This is a genomic window from Alcaligenes sp. (genome assembly GCF_050255915.1).
Lineage (GTDB): Bacteria > Pseudomonadota > Gammaproteobacteria > Burkholderiales > Burkholderiaceae_B > Alcaligenes > Alcaligenes aquatilis.
The window spans coordinates 230,681-247,561 of sequence record NZ_JBFWIQ010000006.1 but is presented as its reverse complement, the minus strand read 5'-3'; the positions used below and the strand labels follow the sequence as shown (position 1 = coordinate 247,561).

Annotated in this window: 16 protein-coding genes; 8 read left to right on the top strand and 8 right to left on the bottom strand. The window is 56.2% G+C overall.

The genetic code is table 11. The features are described from left to right. The first annotated feature begins 42 nt into the window (after positions 1 to 42). The gene (gene lysM, locus AB7E06_RS10025; RefSeq protein WP_094195547.1) at positions 43 to 486 is read left to right on the top strand and encodes a peptidoglycan-binding protein LysM; all 444 of its coding nucleotides are present in this window, start codon (positions 43 to 45) and stop codon (positions 484 to 486) included. A gap of 101 nt (positions 487 to 587) precedes the next feature. Here lysM and ffh read toward each other — a convergent pair whose 3' ends face one another. Further along, a complete protein-coding gene (gene ffh / locus AB7E06_RS10020; RefSeq protein WP_094195545.1) occupies positions 588 to 2,012 on the bottom strand; it encodes a signal recognition particle protein in 1,425 nt (474 codons plus the stop codon). Positions 2,013 to 2,115: 103 nt separating this feature from the next. Between ffh and AB7E06_RS10015 the strand changes: the two genes are divergently transcribed. From AB7E06_RS10015 to ampD, 3 genes are read left to right on the top strand one after another with little or no spacing between them, the layout of a single operon-like run. Beyond that, positions 2,116 to 2,967 carry a cytochrome C assembly family protein gene (locus tag AB7E06_RS10015; protein WP_094195544.1) on the top strand — a complete coding sequence of 284 codons (852 nt, stop codon included), beginning with the start codon at positions 2,116 to 2,118 and terminating at the stop codon, positions 2,965 to 2,967. Continuing rightward, complete coding sequence (locus tag AB7E06_RS10010; RefSeq protein ID WP_094195543.1) at positions 2,960 to 3,211, top strand: PP0621 family protein; 252 nt, start codon at positions 2,960 to 2,962, stop codon at positions 3,209 to 3,211. Before AB7E06_RS10015 ends, AB7E06_RS10010 begins: the two co-directional genes overlap by 8 nt. A gap of 4 nt (positions 3,212 to 3,215) precedes the next feature. Further along, complete coding sequence (gene ampD / locus AB7E06_RS10005; protein WP_094195542.1) at positions 3,216 to 3,827, top strand: 1,6-anhydro-N-acetylmuramyl-L-alanine amidase AmpD; 612 nt, start codon at positions 3,216 to 3,218, stop codon at positions 3,825 to 3,827. Here ampD and AB7E06_RS10000 read toward each other — a convergent pair. The 5 genes from AB7E06_RS10000 to AB7E06_RS09980 all read right to left on the bottom strand — a co-directional run bounded on the left by AB7E06_RS10000 (position 3,815) and on the right by AB7E06_RS09980 (position 11,216). Further along, entirely contained in the window at positions 3,815 to 4,927 is a 1,113-nt protein-coding gene (locus AB7E06_RS10000; protein WP_427956678.1) for an alpha-hydroxy acid oxidase, read from the bottom strand. The two genes, ampD and AB7E06_RS10000, sit on opposite strands and share 13 nt — an antisense overlap. A 21-nt stretch (positions 4,928 to 4,948) precedes the next feature. Continuing rightward, positions 4,949 to 5,629 (bottom strand): Fe2+-dependent dioxygenase, encoded by a 681-nt coding sequence (locus tag AB7E06_RS09995; RefSeq protein ID WP_094195540.1) that lies wholly within the window; start codon positions 5,627 to 5,629, stop codon positions 4,949 to 4,951. Positions 5,630 to 5,727: 98 nt separating this feature from the next. After that, the gene (locus tag AB7E06_RS09990; RefSeq protein ID WP_230018973.1) at positions 5,728 to 7,923 is read right to left on the bottom strand and encodes a TonB-dependent receptor; all 2,196 of its coding nucleotides are present in this window, start codon (positions 7,921 to 7,923) and stop codon (positions 5,728 to 5,730) included. A gap of 410 nt (positions 7,924 to 8,333) precedes the next feature. Beyond that, positions 8,334 to 10,238, bottom strand: a complete 1,905-nt coding sequence (gene htpG / locus AB7E06_RS09985; protein WP_094198249.1) for a molecular chaperone HtpG — start codon at positions 10,236 to 10,238, stop codon at positions 8,334 to 8,336. A gap of 93 nt (positions 10,239 to 10,331) precedes the next feature. Next, on the bottom strand, positions 10,332 to 11,216 hold the full coding sequence (locus tag AB7E06_RS09980) for an EamA family transporter (RefSeq protein ID WP_094195538.1): 885 nt from the start codon (positions 11,214 to 11,216) through the stop codon (positions 10,332 to 10,334). Between the two features lie 166 nt (positions 11,217 to 11,382). On the opposite strand from AB7E06_RS09980, the gene AB7E06_RS09975 reads away from it, so the two are divergent. Further along, on the top strand, positions 11,383 to 11,694 hold the full coding sequence (locus AB7E06_RS09975; protein ID WP_094195537.1) for a monooxygenase: 312 nt from the start codon (positions 11,383 to 11,385) through the stop codon (positions 11,692 to 11,694). Between the two features lie 219 nt (positions 11,695 to 11,913). Here AB7E06_RS09975 and AB7E06_RS09970 read toward each other — a convergent pair whose 3' ends face one another. Further along, positions 11,914 to 12,456, bottom strand: a complete 543-nt coding sequence (locus AB7E06_RS09970; protein ID WP_094195536.1) for a carboxymuconolactone decarboxylase family protein — start codon at positions 12,454 to 12,456, stop codon at positions 11,914 to 11,916. Between the two features lie 131 nt (positions 12,457 to 12,587). On the opposite strand from AB7E06_RS09970, the gene AB7E06_RS09965 reads away from it, so the two are divergent. Next, complete coding sequence (locus AB7E06_RS09965; protein WP_094195535.1) at positions 12,588 to 13,442, top strand: AraC family transcriptional regulator; 855 nt, start codon at positions 12,588 to 12,590, stop codon at positions 13,440 to 13,442. Here the strand turns inward: AB7E06_RS09965 and AB7E06_RS09960 are convergent. After that, on the bottom strand, positions 13,434 to 14,327 hold the full coding sequence (locus tag AB7E06_RS09960; protein WP_108728166.1) for a LysR substrate-binding domain-containing protein: 894 nt from the start codon (positions 14,325 to 14,327) through the stop codon (positions 13,434 to 13,436). The genes AB7E06_RS09965 and AB7E06_RS09960 overlap by 9 nt on opposite strands. Positions 14,328 to 14,481: 154 nt before the next feature. Between AB7E06_RS09960 and AB7E06_RS09955 the strand changes: the two genes are divergently transcribed. After that, complete coding sequence (locus tag AB7E06_RS09955) at positions 14,482 to 15,474, top strand: Bug family tripartite tricarboxylate transporter substrate binding protein (protein ID WP_094195533.1); 993 nt, start codon at positions 14,482 to 14,484, stop codon at positions 15,472 to 15,474. A 15-nt stretch (positions 15,475 to 15,489) separates the two neighbouring features. After that, complete coding sequence (locus AB7E06_RS09950) at positions 15,490 to 16,665, top strand: amidase (protein WP_427956671.1); 1,176 nt, start codon at positions 15,490 to 15,492, stop codon at positions 16,663 to 16,665. Positions 16,666 to 16,881 lie beyond the last annotated feature (216 nt).

The following is a 16,881-nucleotide window of genomic DNA, read 5'->3' as shown; positions in this document are numbered from 1 at the left end:
CGCAGGTAGCAGCCATAGAACCCTAACTTCAGGAGCAAAGCGATGGGCGTATTCAGTTTTCTTAAAGATGTCGGCGAAAAACTCTTTGGTGCCAACGAAGCCAACGCAGCCACAGCAGACGAACTCCAGAAAGAACTGGCCAAACACCAACTTTCCGCCGACGGTCTGAATCTGGCGGTTGATGGCGACAAAGTCACGGTTAGCGGCCAAGCTGCCTCCACTGAACAAGCCGAAAAAATTGTGCTGGCTCTGGGTAACACCCTGGGGGTGTCTCAAGTCGACAACCAGCTCAGCGTTGCTCAGCCTTCCGCCGAAGCCACCATGTACACCGTACAGAAAGGCGACACACTGTGGAAAATTGCTGAAACCAATTACGGCAAGGCAAACGGTGCAAAATACACCGTTATCTTCGAAGCTAACCAACCCATGCTTAGCCATCCTGACAAAATCTACCCTGGTCAGGTACTACGTATTCCGGCGCTGTAATAGCAACAGCCCAGGACGAAAAAAAGCCCGCATACGCGGGCTTTTTTCTTGGTGGTCCTGTCAGAGCGATTCACGCCCTTGCGGCAAGCTCCAAGCGCTTCTTAGCGAAAGCCCTTGAAGCCTTTACCAGCCAGACCTTTCAAGGCGCCCATACCGCCCAGGCCGCGCATCATTTTGGCCATGCCGCCTTTTTTCATCTGCTTCATCATGCCTTGCATTTGCTCGAACTGATTCAGCAGGCGGTTAACCTCTTGCACAGGCACACCCGAACCCGCCGCAATACGGCGCTTGCGCGAGGCCTTCAACAATTCAGGCTTGGCGCGCTCGGCTGGCGTCATGGAGTTCAAGATGCCTTCGGTACGACGCAATTGCTGCTCGGCTTGGCCGCCTTGCAACTGAGACGCCGCCTGGGAGAACTGCGCGGGCAGTTTTTCCAGCAAGGAGCCCATATCACCCAGCTTTTTAACTTGCTGCAACTGGTCGCGGAAGTCGTTCAAATCGAACTTGTCGCCCGCCTTGATCTTGTCGGTAATCTTTTGCGCATCGGCAATGTCGATATTGCGCTGGGCTTGTTCAACCAGAGAAACAATGTCGCCCATACCCAGCACGCGCTGAGCCATACGCTCGGGGTGGAATGGCTCAAGACCGTCCAGTTTCTCCGACACACCCACAAACTTCAGCGGTTTGCCGGTGACATGGCGCACCGACAAGGCGGCACCACCACGGGCGTCACCGTCCAGCTTGGTCAACACCACACCGGTCAGCGGCAAGGCGTCTGCAAAGGCTTTGGCGACGTTCACCGCGTCCTGACCCTGCATGGCATCGACCACAAACAAAGTCTCGATGGGGTTCAGCAGGTCGTACAGAGCGCGAATCTCGCGCATCATTTCTTCATCAATACCCAGGCGACCGGCCGTGTCGACAATCAGCACATCAAAGTGGTGACGCTTGGCGTGGTCCAGGGCATTGCGGGCAATGTCGGCCGGTTTCTGGCTGGGATCGGAAGGTAGGAATTCGACACCCACTTGGGCGGCAACGGTTTTCAACTGCTCGATAGCGGCGGGACGGTAAACGTCAGCACTGACCACCAGCACTTTTTTCTTGCCCGTTTTACGACCATGCTGAACATGACCGCCTTCACTTAACCACTTGGCCAGCTTACCGGTAGTGGTGGTTTTACCCGCCCCTTGCAAACCCGCCATCAGAATAATGGCCGGTGGCTGCGCCGCCAGGGACAACTCGCTGGCGTCATCGCCCAGGTCTGCCCCCATCAGATTGGTCAGTTCCTGGTGGACAACCCCCACCAGCGCCTGACCAGGATTCAAACTGTCGGCCACTTCAACGCCAAGTGCCTTTTCTTTGACCCGTGCAACAAAATCGCGCACGACAGGCAAGGCCACGTCCGCCTCCAACAGCGCCAGACGCACTTCCCTCAACATCTCCTGAGTATTGGATTCGGTCAGACGAGCCTGTCCGCGCATGGTTTTCACCACACGCGACATACGCTGGGTCAGATTTTCAAACATAGGACTGGGTTCGCTTAAACTAGGTTATCGTGTGGTCTACGAATAAGAATAAAATGGCCACTTGAGGTACGCCCCGTACCGTTTTTCAGGAAATCCGGGACTTATGTCTGCAAGTATTGTATTTCACTTGCTCGCCGCACTGGCGTACATCGTGCTGTCGATCTCGCTATGGCGTCCGTTGACTCGCGGCAGCACCCGAACCGTACTGAACGCCCCTAGCCGGGTGGCTTTGCTCTGCGCCATTATTGTGCACGGAGCGGGCCTATTGCTGACGATTGTACTGCCCCAAGGGCTGCATCTGAGCTGGGCACTGGCCCTGTCGGCGGCAATCTGGCTGGGCATGGTGGTGTTCTGGTTCCAAAGCCTGTATCTGCGTCTGGACGGCCTGTTGCTCATTCTACTGCCTGCGGCCACAATCGTCAGCCTGCTGGCCATGGCCTTTCCCAATGGCCATATCGTCCACCATGCAGGCAATGAATGGCTACGCATCCACTTGCTGATTGCACTGGTCGCCTACGGGCTGAGCACCGTGGCCGCCCTGCACGCCGTCTTGATGACAGCGCTGGACCGCCAGTTGCACCGTCCTATTTTGCATCAGGAACAACGTGGTTTATTCAGCCGGGTGCTGGACACCATGCCGCCCCTGCTGGTGCAGGAAGAACTGCTGTTTCGCCTGATCCGCGTCTCTTTTGTCATTCTGACCTTCACGATCCTGAGCGGTGCCGCCGTCTCCATGGCAATAGACGGTAAATTTTTACCCGCTGACCATAAAACTGTCTTTACCTTGCTATCCTGGGTTACATTTGGTGGCTTACTATGGGGCCGGAAACAGTATGGATGGCGGGGTCGCGTTGCTTTGCGCTGGACCTTGGCCGGTTTTGCCTTCCTGCTGCTGGCCTATACAGGCAGCCACTTTGTACTGGACGTCATCTTGCAACGAGGGAAAATTGGGTAAAGTCTTATTCTGGGTTGTCGCTATCCTGGTGGCCATGATCATTGCCCGCATCGTGTCACAAAACAAGGCCCGCAAACGCAACCCACCCAACCCGACCATGCGCCCGCCACGCAAACCAGGCAAGGCAGAAGAGATGGTTCGTTGCGCGCACTGTGGCATTTTTCTACCTCGCTCCGAAGCCTTGATGAGCAATCATCACACTTGGTGCAGCCTGGAACACGCCAAGCGCGGCCCGCGCAGTTAAGCTCATGGCCCGCATGCACCACGCCTATGACCTGGACCGCCAGGGCTGGCTTAAACCCCATGCCAATGTCCTGCGTGCCTTGTCACCCAATCAGGATGACCGCCCCGAGGGCGACACCCCAACCCTGCTGGTGCTGCACAATATCAGCCTGCCACCGCAAGAATTTGGCGGGCCGTATATCCGGGATTTCTTCCAGAACAAGCTGGATATCAGTGCACACCCCTGGTTCGAGAACATCCGGGACCTGAAGGTTTCAGCCCACTTTCTGATCCAGCGTACCGGCCACATCATCCAGTTTGTCCCTACTACCCGCCGCGCCTGGCACGCAGGTGTGTCGCGTTTTAAAGACCGCGAACGCTGCAACGACTTCTCTATTGGTATCGAGCTGGAAGGCAGCGATTTCGAACCCTTTACTGAAGCGCAGTACCGGGAACTGTCCCGTTTGAGCCGCGCCTTGCGCATGCGCCATAACCTGAACGCAGTACGAGGCCACGAACATATCGCCCCAGGACGCAAGACAGATCCGGGGCCGTTCTTTGACTGGGAACGGGTAAAACGCGAGCACGGCTGGCCCAAAGAAACCTTGCCGGAACAAGAACTGGATCAGGGCCGATAAAGTACGTCGGGGCTGATATCGGCCAAAGTATTACAGCCGGTCAGTGCCATGGCCACTTCCAGCTCCGCCCGCAGAATATGCAATACATGGGCCACGCCAGCGGCTCCGGCAGTCGCCAAACCATAAATATAGGGACGGCCAATCATCACCGCCGTCGCCCCCAAAGCCAGAGCCTTGAGTACATCGGTACCGCGTCGAATACCGCCATCCATCAATACCGGCACCCTCTCCCCCACGACCTGACAAACCTGTGACAGGACGTCCACAGAGGCGGGAGCACCATCCAAAGTGCGCCCACCATGATTGGACACAACCATTCCGGCGACCCCTACATCAAGCGCTCGCTGAGCGTCACGGGGGCGCATGATTCCCTTGACCCAAACAGGCAAAGGACTGTGCTGCACCAGCCAGGCAAGGTCATCCCAGGTGGGGGCACTATTTAATAGGCCACTGCCAAATAAAGGGCTGGTGCCTGCTGCACCTAAAACCGCCTGCTGCCTGGGAGCGCCCCGCAGATTCACGGCGTCCACACCCTCGGGCAAAGCAAACCCCGCACGCTGCTCCTGATTACGCGAGCCATTGACAGCAGCATCCACCGTCAACATCAAAGCGGCATAACCCGCTGCCTTGAGCCGTCCCAATAAATCCGACGTAAATGCGCGATCCGTTTGCCAATACCACTGTGCCCACAACGGGGCATGCGCCTGTGCGGCAATCTCTTCAAAGGAATGACTGGCCTGCATGCTGATTACGCTGGTCGCGCCCATCGCACCCGCGCCCAGCACACTGGCCAATTCACCTTCAGGATGAGCCAAGCACTGATAAGCCACGGGCGCCAGAAGAATCGGGTAGTCCATAGACTGCCCTTGCAGTGTCAAACGGGTGGAAGGCTGATCAAACTCACCTAGAGCAGCAGGCCATAAACCCCAGCGCCCAAAGCTGGCCAGGTTGTCTTGCACAGTAAACTCATCGGCCGCCCCTGCACTGAAATACGCCCAGTCCTGTGCGCGCATACGCACACGGGCATAGGGTTCGTAATCCCTCAGGCAGGCAATCTGGGCCGGAATATTACTGAGCGGGGGCAGCCGTTCTTGGGACATGATCAATCAAGCTCCTGGCGATCAGACATCGCTCCATTCACGCAGCAAATTATGATAAATCCCCGTCAGGCGCGACAGCTCCTGAGCATCTGCGTTCTGCTTGGCCAGTTGCTGAATGCTCTGATCCAGCTCCCACAGCAGTTTGCGTTGATGCGCATGACGCACCATGCTTTGCGTCCAGAAAAACGAGGCATAGCGTGTTCCTTTAGTCACCGGCTGTACACGATGCAAACTGGTCCCCGGATACACCACCATGTGCCCTGCAGGCAGTTTGATGGACTGTGTTCCGTATACATCTTCGATGATCAGTTCCCCGCCCTCGTATTCGTCGGGGTCGCTAAAAAACAAGGTTGTGGAGACATCAGTACGCAGACGCTGTCCCGTGCCAGGAACCGTAAAAATCGCGTTATCGATATGGTTGCCGTACTCCCCGCCGCCCTCGTAACGGTTAAAACGTGGTGGCAACATACGCAGGGGCAAGGCAGCGGCAATAAAGCCGCTGTGCTGACCCAATACATGCATTAAAAACTCCCCCATCTGCCTGGCGACGGCTGTATCAAGAGGCAATTGCAGATTGCGTTTGCTGTGCTGGGCCAGATAACCCGCCGTCGTGCGCCCATCTTCCCACTGTGCCTGCTCCAGGGCCTGGCGACAGTCATGCAACTGTTCAGCATTGAGCACATCGGGGATCGTAATCAGCATGGGGCACCTGCCAAAACAAAAGGAATACAAGGTAAAGCAAGAAACAGACAGGCCGCCCCAAAAGGCGGCCCATCTGAATTTACACGACAAAACGCAACTTACTCGAAGCGGTAAGAGGCATTGAACATGTAAGAGCGGCCTGGGCCAACGTTGGCAAAAAGGCCGACGTGGGAAGCATCATACATGCGCACATTGCTGATGTTGTTGACGTTGAACTGGAAAGATACGTTCTTGTTCAGGTCGTAGCGCGCCATTGCATCGTAGCGCCAGTAGGAAGGCAGCTTCAATTGATTGGCGTCATCCACAAAGCGTTTGCCCACAAACGTGGCACCTGCGCCCAAGGTCAGCTCGGGCATGACTTTGTAGGTCGTCCAGACGTTGAAGCTCTGCTTGGAGATGAACTTCATCTGCTTACCGTCAAAGACATTATTGCCGCTGCGGTATTTCTTGATCTTGGGGTCCAGATAGGTGTAACCCGCCCATACATTCCAGTTCGGGGTAATTGCACCGGCCGCACCCAACTCCAGGCCACGTACACGGTTGCTGCCGCTCAAGGACACATCGCCAGTCAAAGGATCGGTAGAACGAGCATCTTTCTTGTCGGTCTGGAAAATGGCCGCTGTCAAAGACAACTTCTCGTCGGCCACGTCCCACTTTGTCCCCAACTCCCAGCTGTAGCTGCGCTCGGGCTTCAGGTCACGAATAGCGGCGCCACCTGCCGGGCCATCTGCACCACCGGCCTGACCCAGGTTCTCCCCTGTCGGGTTGGAAGAGGTGCCATAGCTCAGGTAGATAGAACCATTGCGCGCTGGCTTATAGACCACACCCAACTGATAGTTCCACATGTCATCTTTGCGGGACTCCTGGGTATTGTCGACCTCAAAACGATCAAATCGCACGCCACCATTGACCGACCATTGCTCATTAAACGCAATGGTGTCAAAGATATACGCCGAGCGTGTCTTGATATCGCCTGCTTTGGTTTTGGAGCCATAGTTCAAGGAATAGCTGTAGCTGCGATTGGGATTCGGATTATAAAAAGAGTCCGTATCCGAGCCAGGCGTGCCCGTGATGCTTCGGTTGTAGATATCCTCCTTGCTGAACTCAAGCCCGGCTACCACATCATGTTTCAAGGTACCCGTTGTAAACGTACCGTATACGTCGGTTTGGTTCAGCAGGGACTCCGAACTGCGCCAGCGCGCCCGATCCGATCTTGTGAACAGCAAGCCCTCCCCCTCACTGGCGCACGCACCACCCGAATTGGCCTTGCAATTGTCAAACGACGGTCTGGTCATCAAGTAATGATTCAAGGTCTTGCCATAGCGCGTCACGTTGCGAACTGTGAAACGCTCATTAAGGTCATGCTCAATCTGTGCCGTGGCGGTATCTGCCGTATATTCACGAAAATCGACCTGATGACGACCGTAGAAATTGTCTCGGTCTGCTTCCAAGGGGGTCACACGATCCGGATTGGCCGCGTTCCGGAAGGGAAAGCCCAGGTCCGGCATATCTTTGTTTTCAAGATGCGAATACGACAAGGTCACACGTGTGGGGGTACCCAAACCAAAAGCAATGGAAGGAGCGATCCCCCAACGGTCGATTGTCACGCCATCACGACCTGCGACGTCACCCCCCATGCGCATCAGGTTCAAGCGGATTGCACCTGTGTCCGAAAAAGCATAATTGCCGTCTGCCGTCAGACGATATTGGTCCGACGTCCCGTAACCTGCTTCCACCTGGAAAAAGTCTTTCAGCTTGGGAGACTTGGTCACCAGATTCAGGCTACCGCCAGTGCCGCCACGGCCTGTATACGCCGAGCTGGGGCCCTTCAAGACTTCAACCGATTCCAGGTTGAAGGTCTCGTGCGAGCCACGGGAGTAATCACGCACACCGTCAATAAAAATATCGGTACTGGCCTCATAACCACGGATAAAAGGACGATCTCCCACGGGAGTGCCGCCTTCGCCCGAACCCAAAGTAATGCCGGGAGTGGTGCGCAACACGTCTTGCAGCGATGTCGCACCACGATCCTTGATCACCTCCTCTGGGATCACGGTGATAGAGCGCGGTGTGTTAAGCAAAGTCTCAGAGAACTTCACCGATTGCGCTTTATGGGCCTGAAAGCCCTCAATGCCATTGGCATCTTCCGAGCCTTGAACTTTGATCGACTGCAACTCGGTCACGCCTGGATTGGCGGTTTGAGCGATCACAGGACTCGTCAGGGCGGCAAACAGGGCAGCAGACAAGACCGTCTCGGCAAAGCGACGAGGCGGCACAGAGGAAACGAACGACATTACCAGCTCCATATGGTAGGTATCACTTTTTCAAGGCTGTGCGATCAAAGCAGGGTTGATCGCGCGCATTAGCGGTGTTTCGATGCCTGATAAGTGCTTTTAATAGGAACCGTAATATTAATCATTCCTATTCTTAAGTCTATCCAAATATTACGATTTCCTTAAATTCAACTCAAAACCAGCGGGTTTTGGCCCGCAGTGTCGTGTGCATGCATCGTATTACGATCAATTCTCATTAAGATAGACAAAAACCAAGAAATCGCTTAACACCCCTTTCCCTTTAACTACGCCCTTTTTCCATCAATGGTCTGTCAACACGCACAAAAAAGGCCTCTATCGTACACATCACGATAGAGGCCTATGTATTGGCAACTGACTCCACCTTCAGGCAGAGCCAGCAAGCTTCAGATTTACAGATTCAACAGCAAGCGATTCACACGTTTCACAAAGCTGGCGGGATCTTGCAAGGCGGCTCCCTCAGCCAGCATGGCTTGTTCCAGCAACAACTGGGCCCACTGTTCAAAGGCTTCATCGTCAGCGGCCTGAACCTTGGCGATCAAAGCATGCTCCGGGTTGATTTCCAGGATTGGCTTAACTTCAGGGGCTTCCTGGCCAGCGGCTTGCAGCATGCGCAGCAAATGCGGGCTCAGTTCGTTGGCATCAACCACCACACAAGCGGGGGAATCGACCAGACGGGCCGTAATACGCACTTCCTTGACCTTCTCGCCCAGCGTGGCTTGCAAACGCTCGACCAGCGGCTTGAAGGTTTCAGCCACTTCGGCTTGGTGTTTCTTTTCTTGCTCGTCTGCCAGCGAATCCAGGTCCAGACCGCCCTTGGCCACGGACACCAGTTGCTTGCCTTCAAATTCGCGCAGATAGGACAGCATCCACTCGTCCACGCGGTCGGACATCAGCAGCACTTCGATGCCTTTCTTGCGGAATACTTCCAGATGCGGGCTGTTCGATGCAGCAGCAAAGGTGTCAGCGGTGACGTAGTAAATCTTGTCCTGACCTTCTTTCATGCGACCGATATAGTCGTTCAGGGACACGGTCTGGGCCGAGCCTTCCTGATGCGTGGACGCAAAGCGCAGCAAGGCTGCAATACGAGCCTGATTGCCCATGTCTTCGCCGGTGCCTTCTTTCAGCACCTGACCAAACTGGCCCCAGAACTCGGCGTATTGCTCGGGCTGGTTCTCGGCCAGATCTTCCAGCAAGGACAGGATGCGCTTGGCGCTGCCTTCACGGATGGCACGGACATCACGGCTTTCTTGCAGAATTTCACGCGAGACGTTCAGCGGCAGGTCAGCCGAATCGATCACGCCACGCACAAAGCGCAAGTAGGCGGGCAACAGTTGGTCGGCGTCATCCATGATGAACACACGCTTGACGTACAGCTTTACGCCACGGCGGGCATCGCGGTCCCACAGATCAAAAGGAGCTTGCTTGGGAACGAACAGGAGCTGGGTGTATTCGCTACGGCCTTCGACCCGGTTATGTGTCCAGGCCAAAGGGTTCTCGTAATCGTGAGCGATGTGCTTGTAGAACTCCTGGTACTGCTCGTCGGTAATTTCCGACTTGGAGCGTGTCCACAAGGCGCTGGCCTGGTTCACGCTTTCCCATTCGTCCTGCGTGACTTGTTGCTGCTTCTCTTCGTCCCACTCTTCCTTGCGCATTTGCACCGGCAAGGAGATGTGGTCGGAGTAGCGACGCAGCACGTTGCGCAAACGCCAGCCGTCCAGGAAATCGTCCTCGCCTTCACGCAGATGCAAGGTGATGGTGGTGCCGCGCTCGGCTTTTTCAGCGGCGGCAATGGTGAACTCGCCTTCGCCGGAGGATTCCCACAGCACCGCTTCCTGATCCTCACCGGCGCGACGTGTCAGCACGGACACCTTGTCAGCCACGATAAAGGAAGAGTAAAAGCCCACGCCAAACTGACCAATAAGCTGAGTATCTTTTTGCTTGTCGCCCGTCAGTTGGGAAAAGAACTCTTTGGTGCCCGAGCGGGCAATAGTGCCCAGGTTGGCAATTGCCTCGTCACGCGACATGCCAATGCCGTTGTCGGAAATGGTGATCGTGCGCTGTTCTTTATCGAACTCCACACGGATACGCATTTCCGGATCGCCTTCCAGCAAAGCTGGATTGTCGATGGCCTCGAAGCGCAGTTTGTCACAGGCATCCGACGCATTGGATACCAGCTCACGCAGGAAAATCTCCTTGTTGCTGTACAAGGAGTGAATCATCAAATGCAATAATTGTTTGACTTCAGCCTGAAAACCTAGGGTTTCGGACGTATTCGCAGTGTCAGTCTGGCTCATGGTGAAAAAGCAAAAAATGGGTTGATTGCCGCGCGCCAAAGCACGCCCTATTGCAAGCAGATAGGGACAGCCTGCGATATTTCAAGAGAGCGATCAGGCAGCAGGACCGGAGGTCAGGGCAATAACCCCGCTGATCATGACGGCACAGCCCAACAAACTCCAGATATTGGCCTTCTCGCGCAGCACGACCATGCCCAACAGCGTGCCTGCCATCATGGACATTTCACGAGCAGGGGCCACCATGGACAAGGGTGCTCCCAGCCTCAAGGCCTGCAAAACCAGAATGTAGGACATGGGCGAGAGCAGGCCCACGGCCGCCGCCAATTTCCAATAAGGTTTAAGTTTGACGAAACCATCGCGCCCACGCTTGGCGATGAAGGGGGCCAACATGCCCAGCCGCAGCACATTGCTGAACCAGTCCAGCAGAAACGGCGAGATCAACAAAACGGTAACGCCATAGGCATCCACCACGGTATAGGCGGCAATCAGAACCCCGGTCTGCATGCCCCAGCGCACCCCCGTCAATGCAGAGGGGCTGAAAAAACGTCGTAGGTGACCTTGTGTGGCAATGAGCAAAATCCCCATCACCACCAGCAAAATACCGAGCACGCCCAAAGGCCGTACCGGTTCGCCCAGCAAGATGAAGGCACCAATAGACGAGAGCATGGGCCCGGTGCCCCGAGCGATGGGATACACCACCGATAGGTCTGCCACCTGATAGCCTTTTTGCAGACTTAGGCTATAGCCCATATGCAGCAAGGCGCTGAGCAGCAAACAAGTAATGGTTTCGCTGGTCCAAGGCATATTGCCTTGAGTGAAAACCACCCACAGCATGATGGGGAAGTAAAACAGGATGGCGAAAAAAGAGTAGGCAAATACGAAATGCGCTCCTGCCATCGCAGCCCGTTTTGAGAGCAGATTCCAACCCGCATGAATGAACGCAGCACACACCACCAACAACAACGCGGTCCAGGACATGAGGGCTTCCAGCAGCAAATAGCAAAAGAAAAACTATACGCGCCCTTCATGGGCGAGGCCAGCCAATCAAGCCGCCCGCAACGTCCTATGACAAATAAGAGACAGTAACGGGCAATTCAACCATCAAGGTATGATGTTCGGCACGTATTTTGATATGGAGCCAATCATGAGTACCTTGCTGTATGTTGATTTTCCTTACCCAGGCCCGTGGGGGTCAGAGATGAGCGACGCCATGCAAGAACTGGCGCAATCAATCAGCCTGGAACCGGGTCTGATTTGGAAAATCTGGACAGAAAACAGAGAGCAGTCCAAAGCCGGTGGCGTGTATCTGTTCAAGGATAAAGCCAGCGCACAGGCTTATCTGGACATGCACAGCAAGCGGCTCAATAGCTTTGGCATCACCGGCATTGATGCACGCTTCTTTGATGTGAACCAGCCACTGACAGACATTAATTCTGGCCCCTTGTCGGCCAAGTAAAACACGGCTTGCAAACGCAGAAAAGGCCCCCACGCTGCGCCTTTGGCTTGCTGCCCCCCAAGGGGGTGCGTTTTGCCTTGGGGCGGCCCGGCGGCAAAACAAGCCCCCACGCTACGCCTTCGGCTTGCTGCCCCCCGAGGGGGGCTTTTTGTCTTGGGGCGGCCCGGCGACAAAAAAAGCCCGCCTGCCAGTACGCGGGCGGGCCATCACACAGCGTGCTTACGCAGTCAGTTCAACAGCCTTGAAATCAACCGGGACTTCCAGCGCGTTATTGATGTAGTTGGTGAACAGGTTCAAGGCGGTCACACCGACCAGTTCCACCACTTCACCTTCAGAAAAACCGGCATCGCGCACGGCTTGCACATCGGCAGCCGACACTTGCCCACGCTGATCCACCAGCTTGAGCACAAACTTCAAGGCCGCTGCGGTACGTGGATCATCGGACTGACCACGCTGGGCCTGGGCCAGCGTCTCCGGACTCAAGCCGGCATTGGCGCCGAGCACGTTGTGGGCGGCCAGGCAGTATTCGCAACGATTGCGATCAGCAATGGCTACGGCCAATTGCTCACCTAATTTCGCACCCAGCTGGCCACCGGCAAAAGCGCCGAAGGAGCCCCACATGCTGCGCAAGGCGGCGGGCGAATTGGACACCATACGGAACATGGCGGGCACGCTGCCACCAAACGCTTTTTGAATTTCCTGCAAAGCGGGCTGGCTGGCAGCGGGAGCTTGGGCAACGTCGGGCAAAGTAAGGCGGGACATGGTGATCTCCTGGTGAGGACGGCCAAGGTGGCCAAAAAGAAGCGAGTAGGCATAGTTTCTCGCCAAGAGCAGGATCATTGGATAAGATTAGTCTCGACAACTTACCTTTTCATCCAGACAAGGATGGTTTCATGAACCTGGATCGCCTCTCCCTTCTGCTGGAACAGTTCCGCGTTCGCGCCCATTTGTTCTACAACGGCTCTTTATGTGGGGTAACCCGCTTCTCGGCCCAGCCAGGGCGTGCCTTCTTGCACATTCTGCGACGCGGCCAGTTAAGCGTGCGCCACGACCCGCGTGATCCGGTGCCGGAAATCATGACGATTGATCGCCCCAGCCTGTTGTTTTATCCTCGCCCGCTGGAGCATGCCTTTTACGATCTACCTGAGGAGGGCTCGGACTTCACTTGCGCCACCCTGGATTTTGACGGGGGAGAGCATCACCCCTTGGCCCGCTCTCTGCCCGATCTGATTATTGTCCCGCTGGAAGAGGCCGCTGGTCTGGAGCAGGCACTGGACCTGCTCTTTGCGGAAACGGAGTCGGTACGCTGCGGCCATCGGCTGTTGGCGGACCGTCTGTTCGAGATTGTCTTGTTGCAATTGCTGCGTTGGCTGTTTGACCATCCTGATCGTTGCGAGATTCCCGTAGGTTTGTTTCGCGGCTTGTCGCACCCGCCTGTGGCGCGAGCTTTGCTGGCCATTCAGGCCGATCCGGGCCGGGACTGGACCGTGCAATCGTTGGCACAGGAAGCCAAGATGTCACGCAGCGCATTTGCCGTGCAGTTCAAGCATTGGGTCGGCGATACGCCAGCCGACTATCTGGCCCAATGGCGCCTGTCGCTTGCCTGTCAGCGGCTGGCCCAGGGCCAGTCTGCCAAACGCATTGCCCTGGATCTAGGCTATGCCAATCCCTCTGCCCTATCCCGTCTGTTTCGGCAGCGCACGGGCCAATCCATGCGGCAATGGCTGGCTGCCCGTCAATCAGCTTGAGCGATGCTGCTCCAGCACCGCCAGAAAATTCACCAAAGCCGGGTTGGTATTGTCCGAGACATAAGCACTCATTAGCTCGGCCGTAATATCGTCTGCGTCCAGCAAAGGCAGATACTCCAAGGTATCGGTACGCAAGCGCGCCAAGGACGCGGGCACAATCGCTGGAGCAATACCCGCTTCGACCATGACCAGCACCGTAGGCACCATGCTTTCCTGCGCAAAGCGCGGCAAGCAGCCCGAGCGCTGCAACATGCGCTGCTGCAGCAGATGAAAATAACGCGACTGCTGGCGTGAGTACGCCACCATTTCATAAGAAAAAGCCTGATGCAAGGTCAGTCCCTGGCTATGTTCCTGGGCACGTGGATCATCACGCCTGAGCACAAACATCATGGGTTCGGACTCCACCAACTGCGGGTTCAAGTCCGGCACAGCAAAGGAAGGCCGGATCATGGCCACATCCACCCGGCGCTCGTACAGGGCAGCGGGCATCTCGCTGGAATTCATCTCGTAGATCTGAATATCTACTTGGGGGAAGTCCTGGCGAAAGCGATACAGATGCTTGGACACGCCGGCATAGGCACTGCTGGGCGTCAGTGCAATACGCAACATGCCGGTTTCGCCTCTATGCACTTGCTGTACCGCCTGCAGCGTCTGCTCCAGCTCGTTGCCGATCAGGCGCAGGCGACGCTGCAACTCCTGTCCGGCCGCCGTCAATTGCACCGTGCGCGTGGTGCGGATAAACAAGGTCGCCCCTATCTGTTCTTCCAGCCTGCGTATGGCCTGACTCAAGGGCGGTTGGGTCATGAACAAACGCTGAGCAGCACGGCCAAAATGCAGCTCTTCGGCCACCACCAAGAACATCTCGCTTAATTTGGAGTCCAGCATATGCCCGCCAATAAGGTTTAAAAATGAATTAATAATGACTATTTTTAATATTAGACAACATAATTAGCGCTTACTACCATCCATCCTGACACTTATCAAAAACAGGGCCATACTGCACGTCACTGCGAATATTGGCCCAACGCAGGAGATGAACATGACTGTATTCAAGCATCGCGCCCCCTTATTGAGTGGCCTGCTCACACTGACGTTGTTGGGTTCCGGTTCGGCCATGGCCGACGCGCCTTACCCGTCGCAAGCCATTACCTTTGTGGTGCCTTACGCTGCAGGTGGCAGCTCGGACACCCGTTCGCGCATGCTGGCTCAAAAAATGAGCGACAGCCTGGGGGTGACGATTGTGGTGGAAAACAAGCCCGGAGCCAGCGGCAATATCGGCACCAGCATGATTGCCCGCGCCAAGCCCAACGGCTACACCATCGGCCTGGGCAACTTTGGCCCCATGTCGGTGAACAAGGCACTGTACGGCAGCAACCTGCCCTTCGATCCTGAACAGGATTTGCAACCCATCGCCCTGATCGAGCGCGGCGCCATGGCGCTGGGTGTGAACAGCAGCTCGCCCTACCAGTCCTTGGCCGATCTGGTGGCTGACGGCAAGCAAAACCCCAACAAACTGGACTACGCCTCGACCGGCGCAGGCGGTGCATCGCACTTGCTAACTGAACAATTCAAGGCCACCTCCGGCTTTGATGCCGTACACGTGCCTTACCGTGGTGGTGCTCCCGCATCGAACGATCTACTGGCCGGTAATATTTCCTTCTATCTGGAGCTGGCCAGCTTGTTCCTGCCCCACATGCAAATCGACAACCCGCGCCTGCGCGTGCTGGGCGTGACCTCGCAAGAGCGTCTGAAAGCCATGCCGGACACCCCCACCTTCAAAGAACAAGGGGTGGACCTGGTGGCCTCGAACTGGTTTGGCGTGATTGCTCCCGCAGGGTTGCCCGCTGATGTGCTGGAAAAACTGAACACTGCTGTCAATGACGCCCTGAAAGATCCAGACTATCGTCAGATTGTGGAGTCCCAAGGTGCGCAAGTCGTAGGTGGCACGCCTGAAGAATTCACCGCTTTTGTGAAAGAAGAAACCAAACGCTGGACTGCACTGATCAAGGATCAGAACATCTCGATCCAGTAGCCCTGCTTCTCCCTTATGACTGCCCCCCCTTCCTCTCTCGCTTTGCAGGACCAGTCCATCCAGGCCTGGTCCTGGTTGGCTGATCCGGCCACCTGTATCAGCACTGCCCCCGACGGCCCCTTGGCCGGCCTGACTTTCGGCGTAAAAGACGTGTTGGATGTCCAAGGCATGCCGACACGTTATGGTGCACATTTCCCCCATGCCTTGCCCGCAGAGCGCGATGCAGCTTGCGTCGCCTTGTTGCGCCAGGCCGGTGCGATTGCCTTGGGCAAAACCGTAACCGCCGAATTTGCTTACGCCGCCCCCGGACCCACCCGTAACCCGCTGAACCTGGACCATACGCCTGGCGGTTCTTCCAGTGGTTCAGCAGCAGCCGTAGCGGCCGGTATGGTGGATTTTGCATTGGGCACCCAAACGGGAGGCTCCATGATGCGCCCCGCTGCGTTTACCGGCATCCTGGGTTTCAAACCCAGCTTTGGTGCGGTGCATCGCAGCGGTCTGTTCTTGTTGTGCGACAGCCTGGACACCATTGGCTACTTCAGCCGGGACTTGTCTGTGCTGCGCCGTGTCGCCTCGGTCTTGCAAGGGTTACCGGATAGTCGAGTCCCCAGCGCGCCACGTATCGGCGTGCTCGATGGCAAAGACCTGGGCCCGATTACCCCCGCTGCGCTGGCCGCCTTGGAACAGGGCTGCCAGCACCTGGAGCAACAAGGCGCCCGACTGGAACGTCTGCCTGCAGATGCGCAACTGAAAGAACTGCTGATCCTGCAAGGACAGATCATGGCGTATGAAATGGCCCGCAGCCTGCTGCCCGTCTGGCAAGCCAGCCCGGATGCCTTGCGGCCCGTTACGGTGCAAGCCATCAAGCAGGGCCTGGATCTGCCCCCGGCGGACTACCACGCCTGGCAAGCGCGCCGCCGTCAACTGCAACAGGAATGGCAGGATCGCTATGGGCATTTTGATGCCTTATTGACCCCGGCTGCTCCTGGGCCTGCGCCCTATGGGCTGGACAGTACCGGTTCTTCAGTTCTGAACCGCCCCTGGTCCTTGCTGGGCTGGCCTACCTTGAGCCTGCCCGCACCGGGACAAGACAGCCCGCTGCCTTTGGGTTTGCAACTGATCGGACAAACTCATCAAGATGGGGCATTGCTAGACCTTGCCTCACTGCTGTGCCCCGTCAAACAGGTCTGAAAAGCAATCGAGCCACTTACTCTGCAACACGCGGAAACAGAGTAAACAGCAACCAGAATCATTAACAAATATTTTAAATAACAACTATTTAGAGGTGTTTTGAGCTTTCTCAACTGGCCCTTGAATACAGGCTCCACAAACGACTAGGCAACGTATTACCCTGAATGAAGTGTTTTCAGTGCGCTGCGTCAGTACGTTCTTCACATCACGACCACG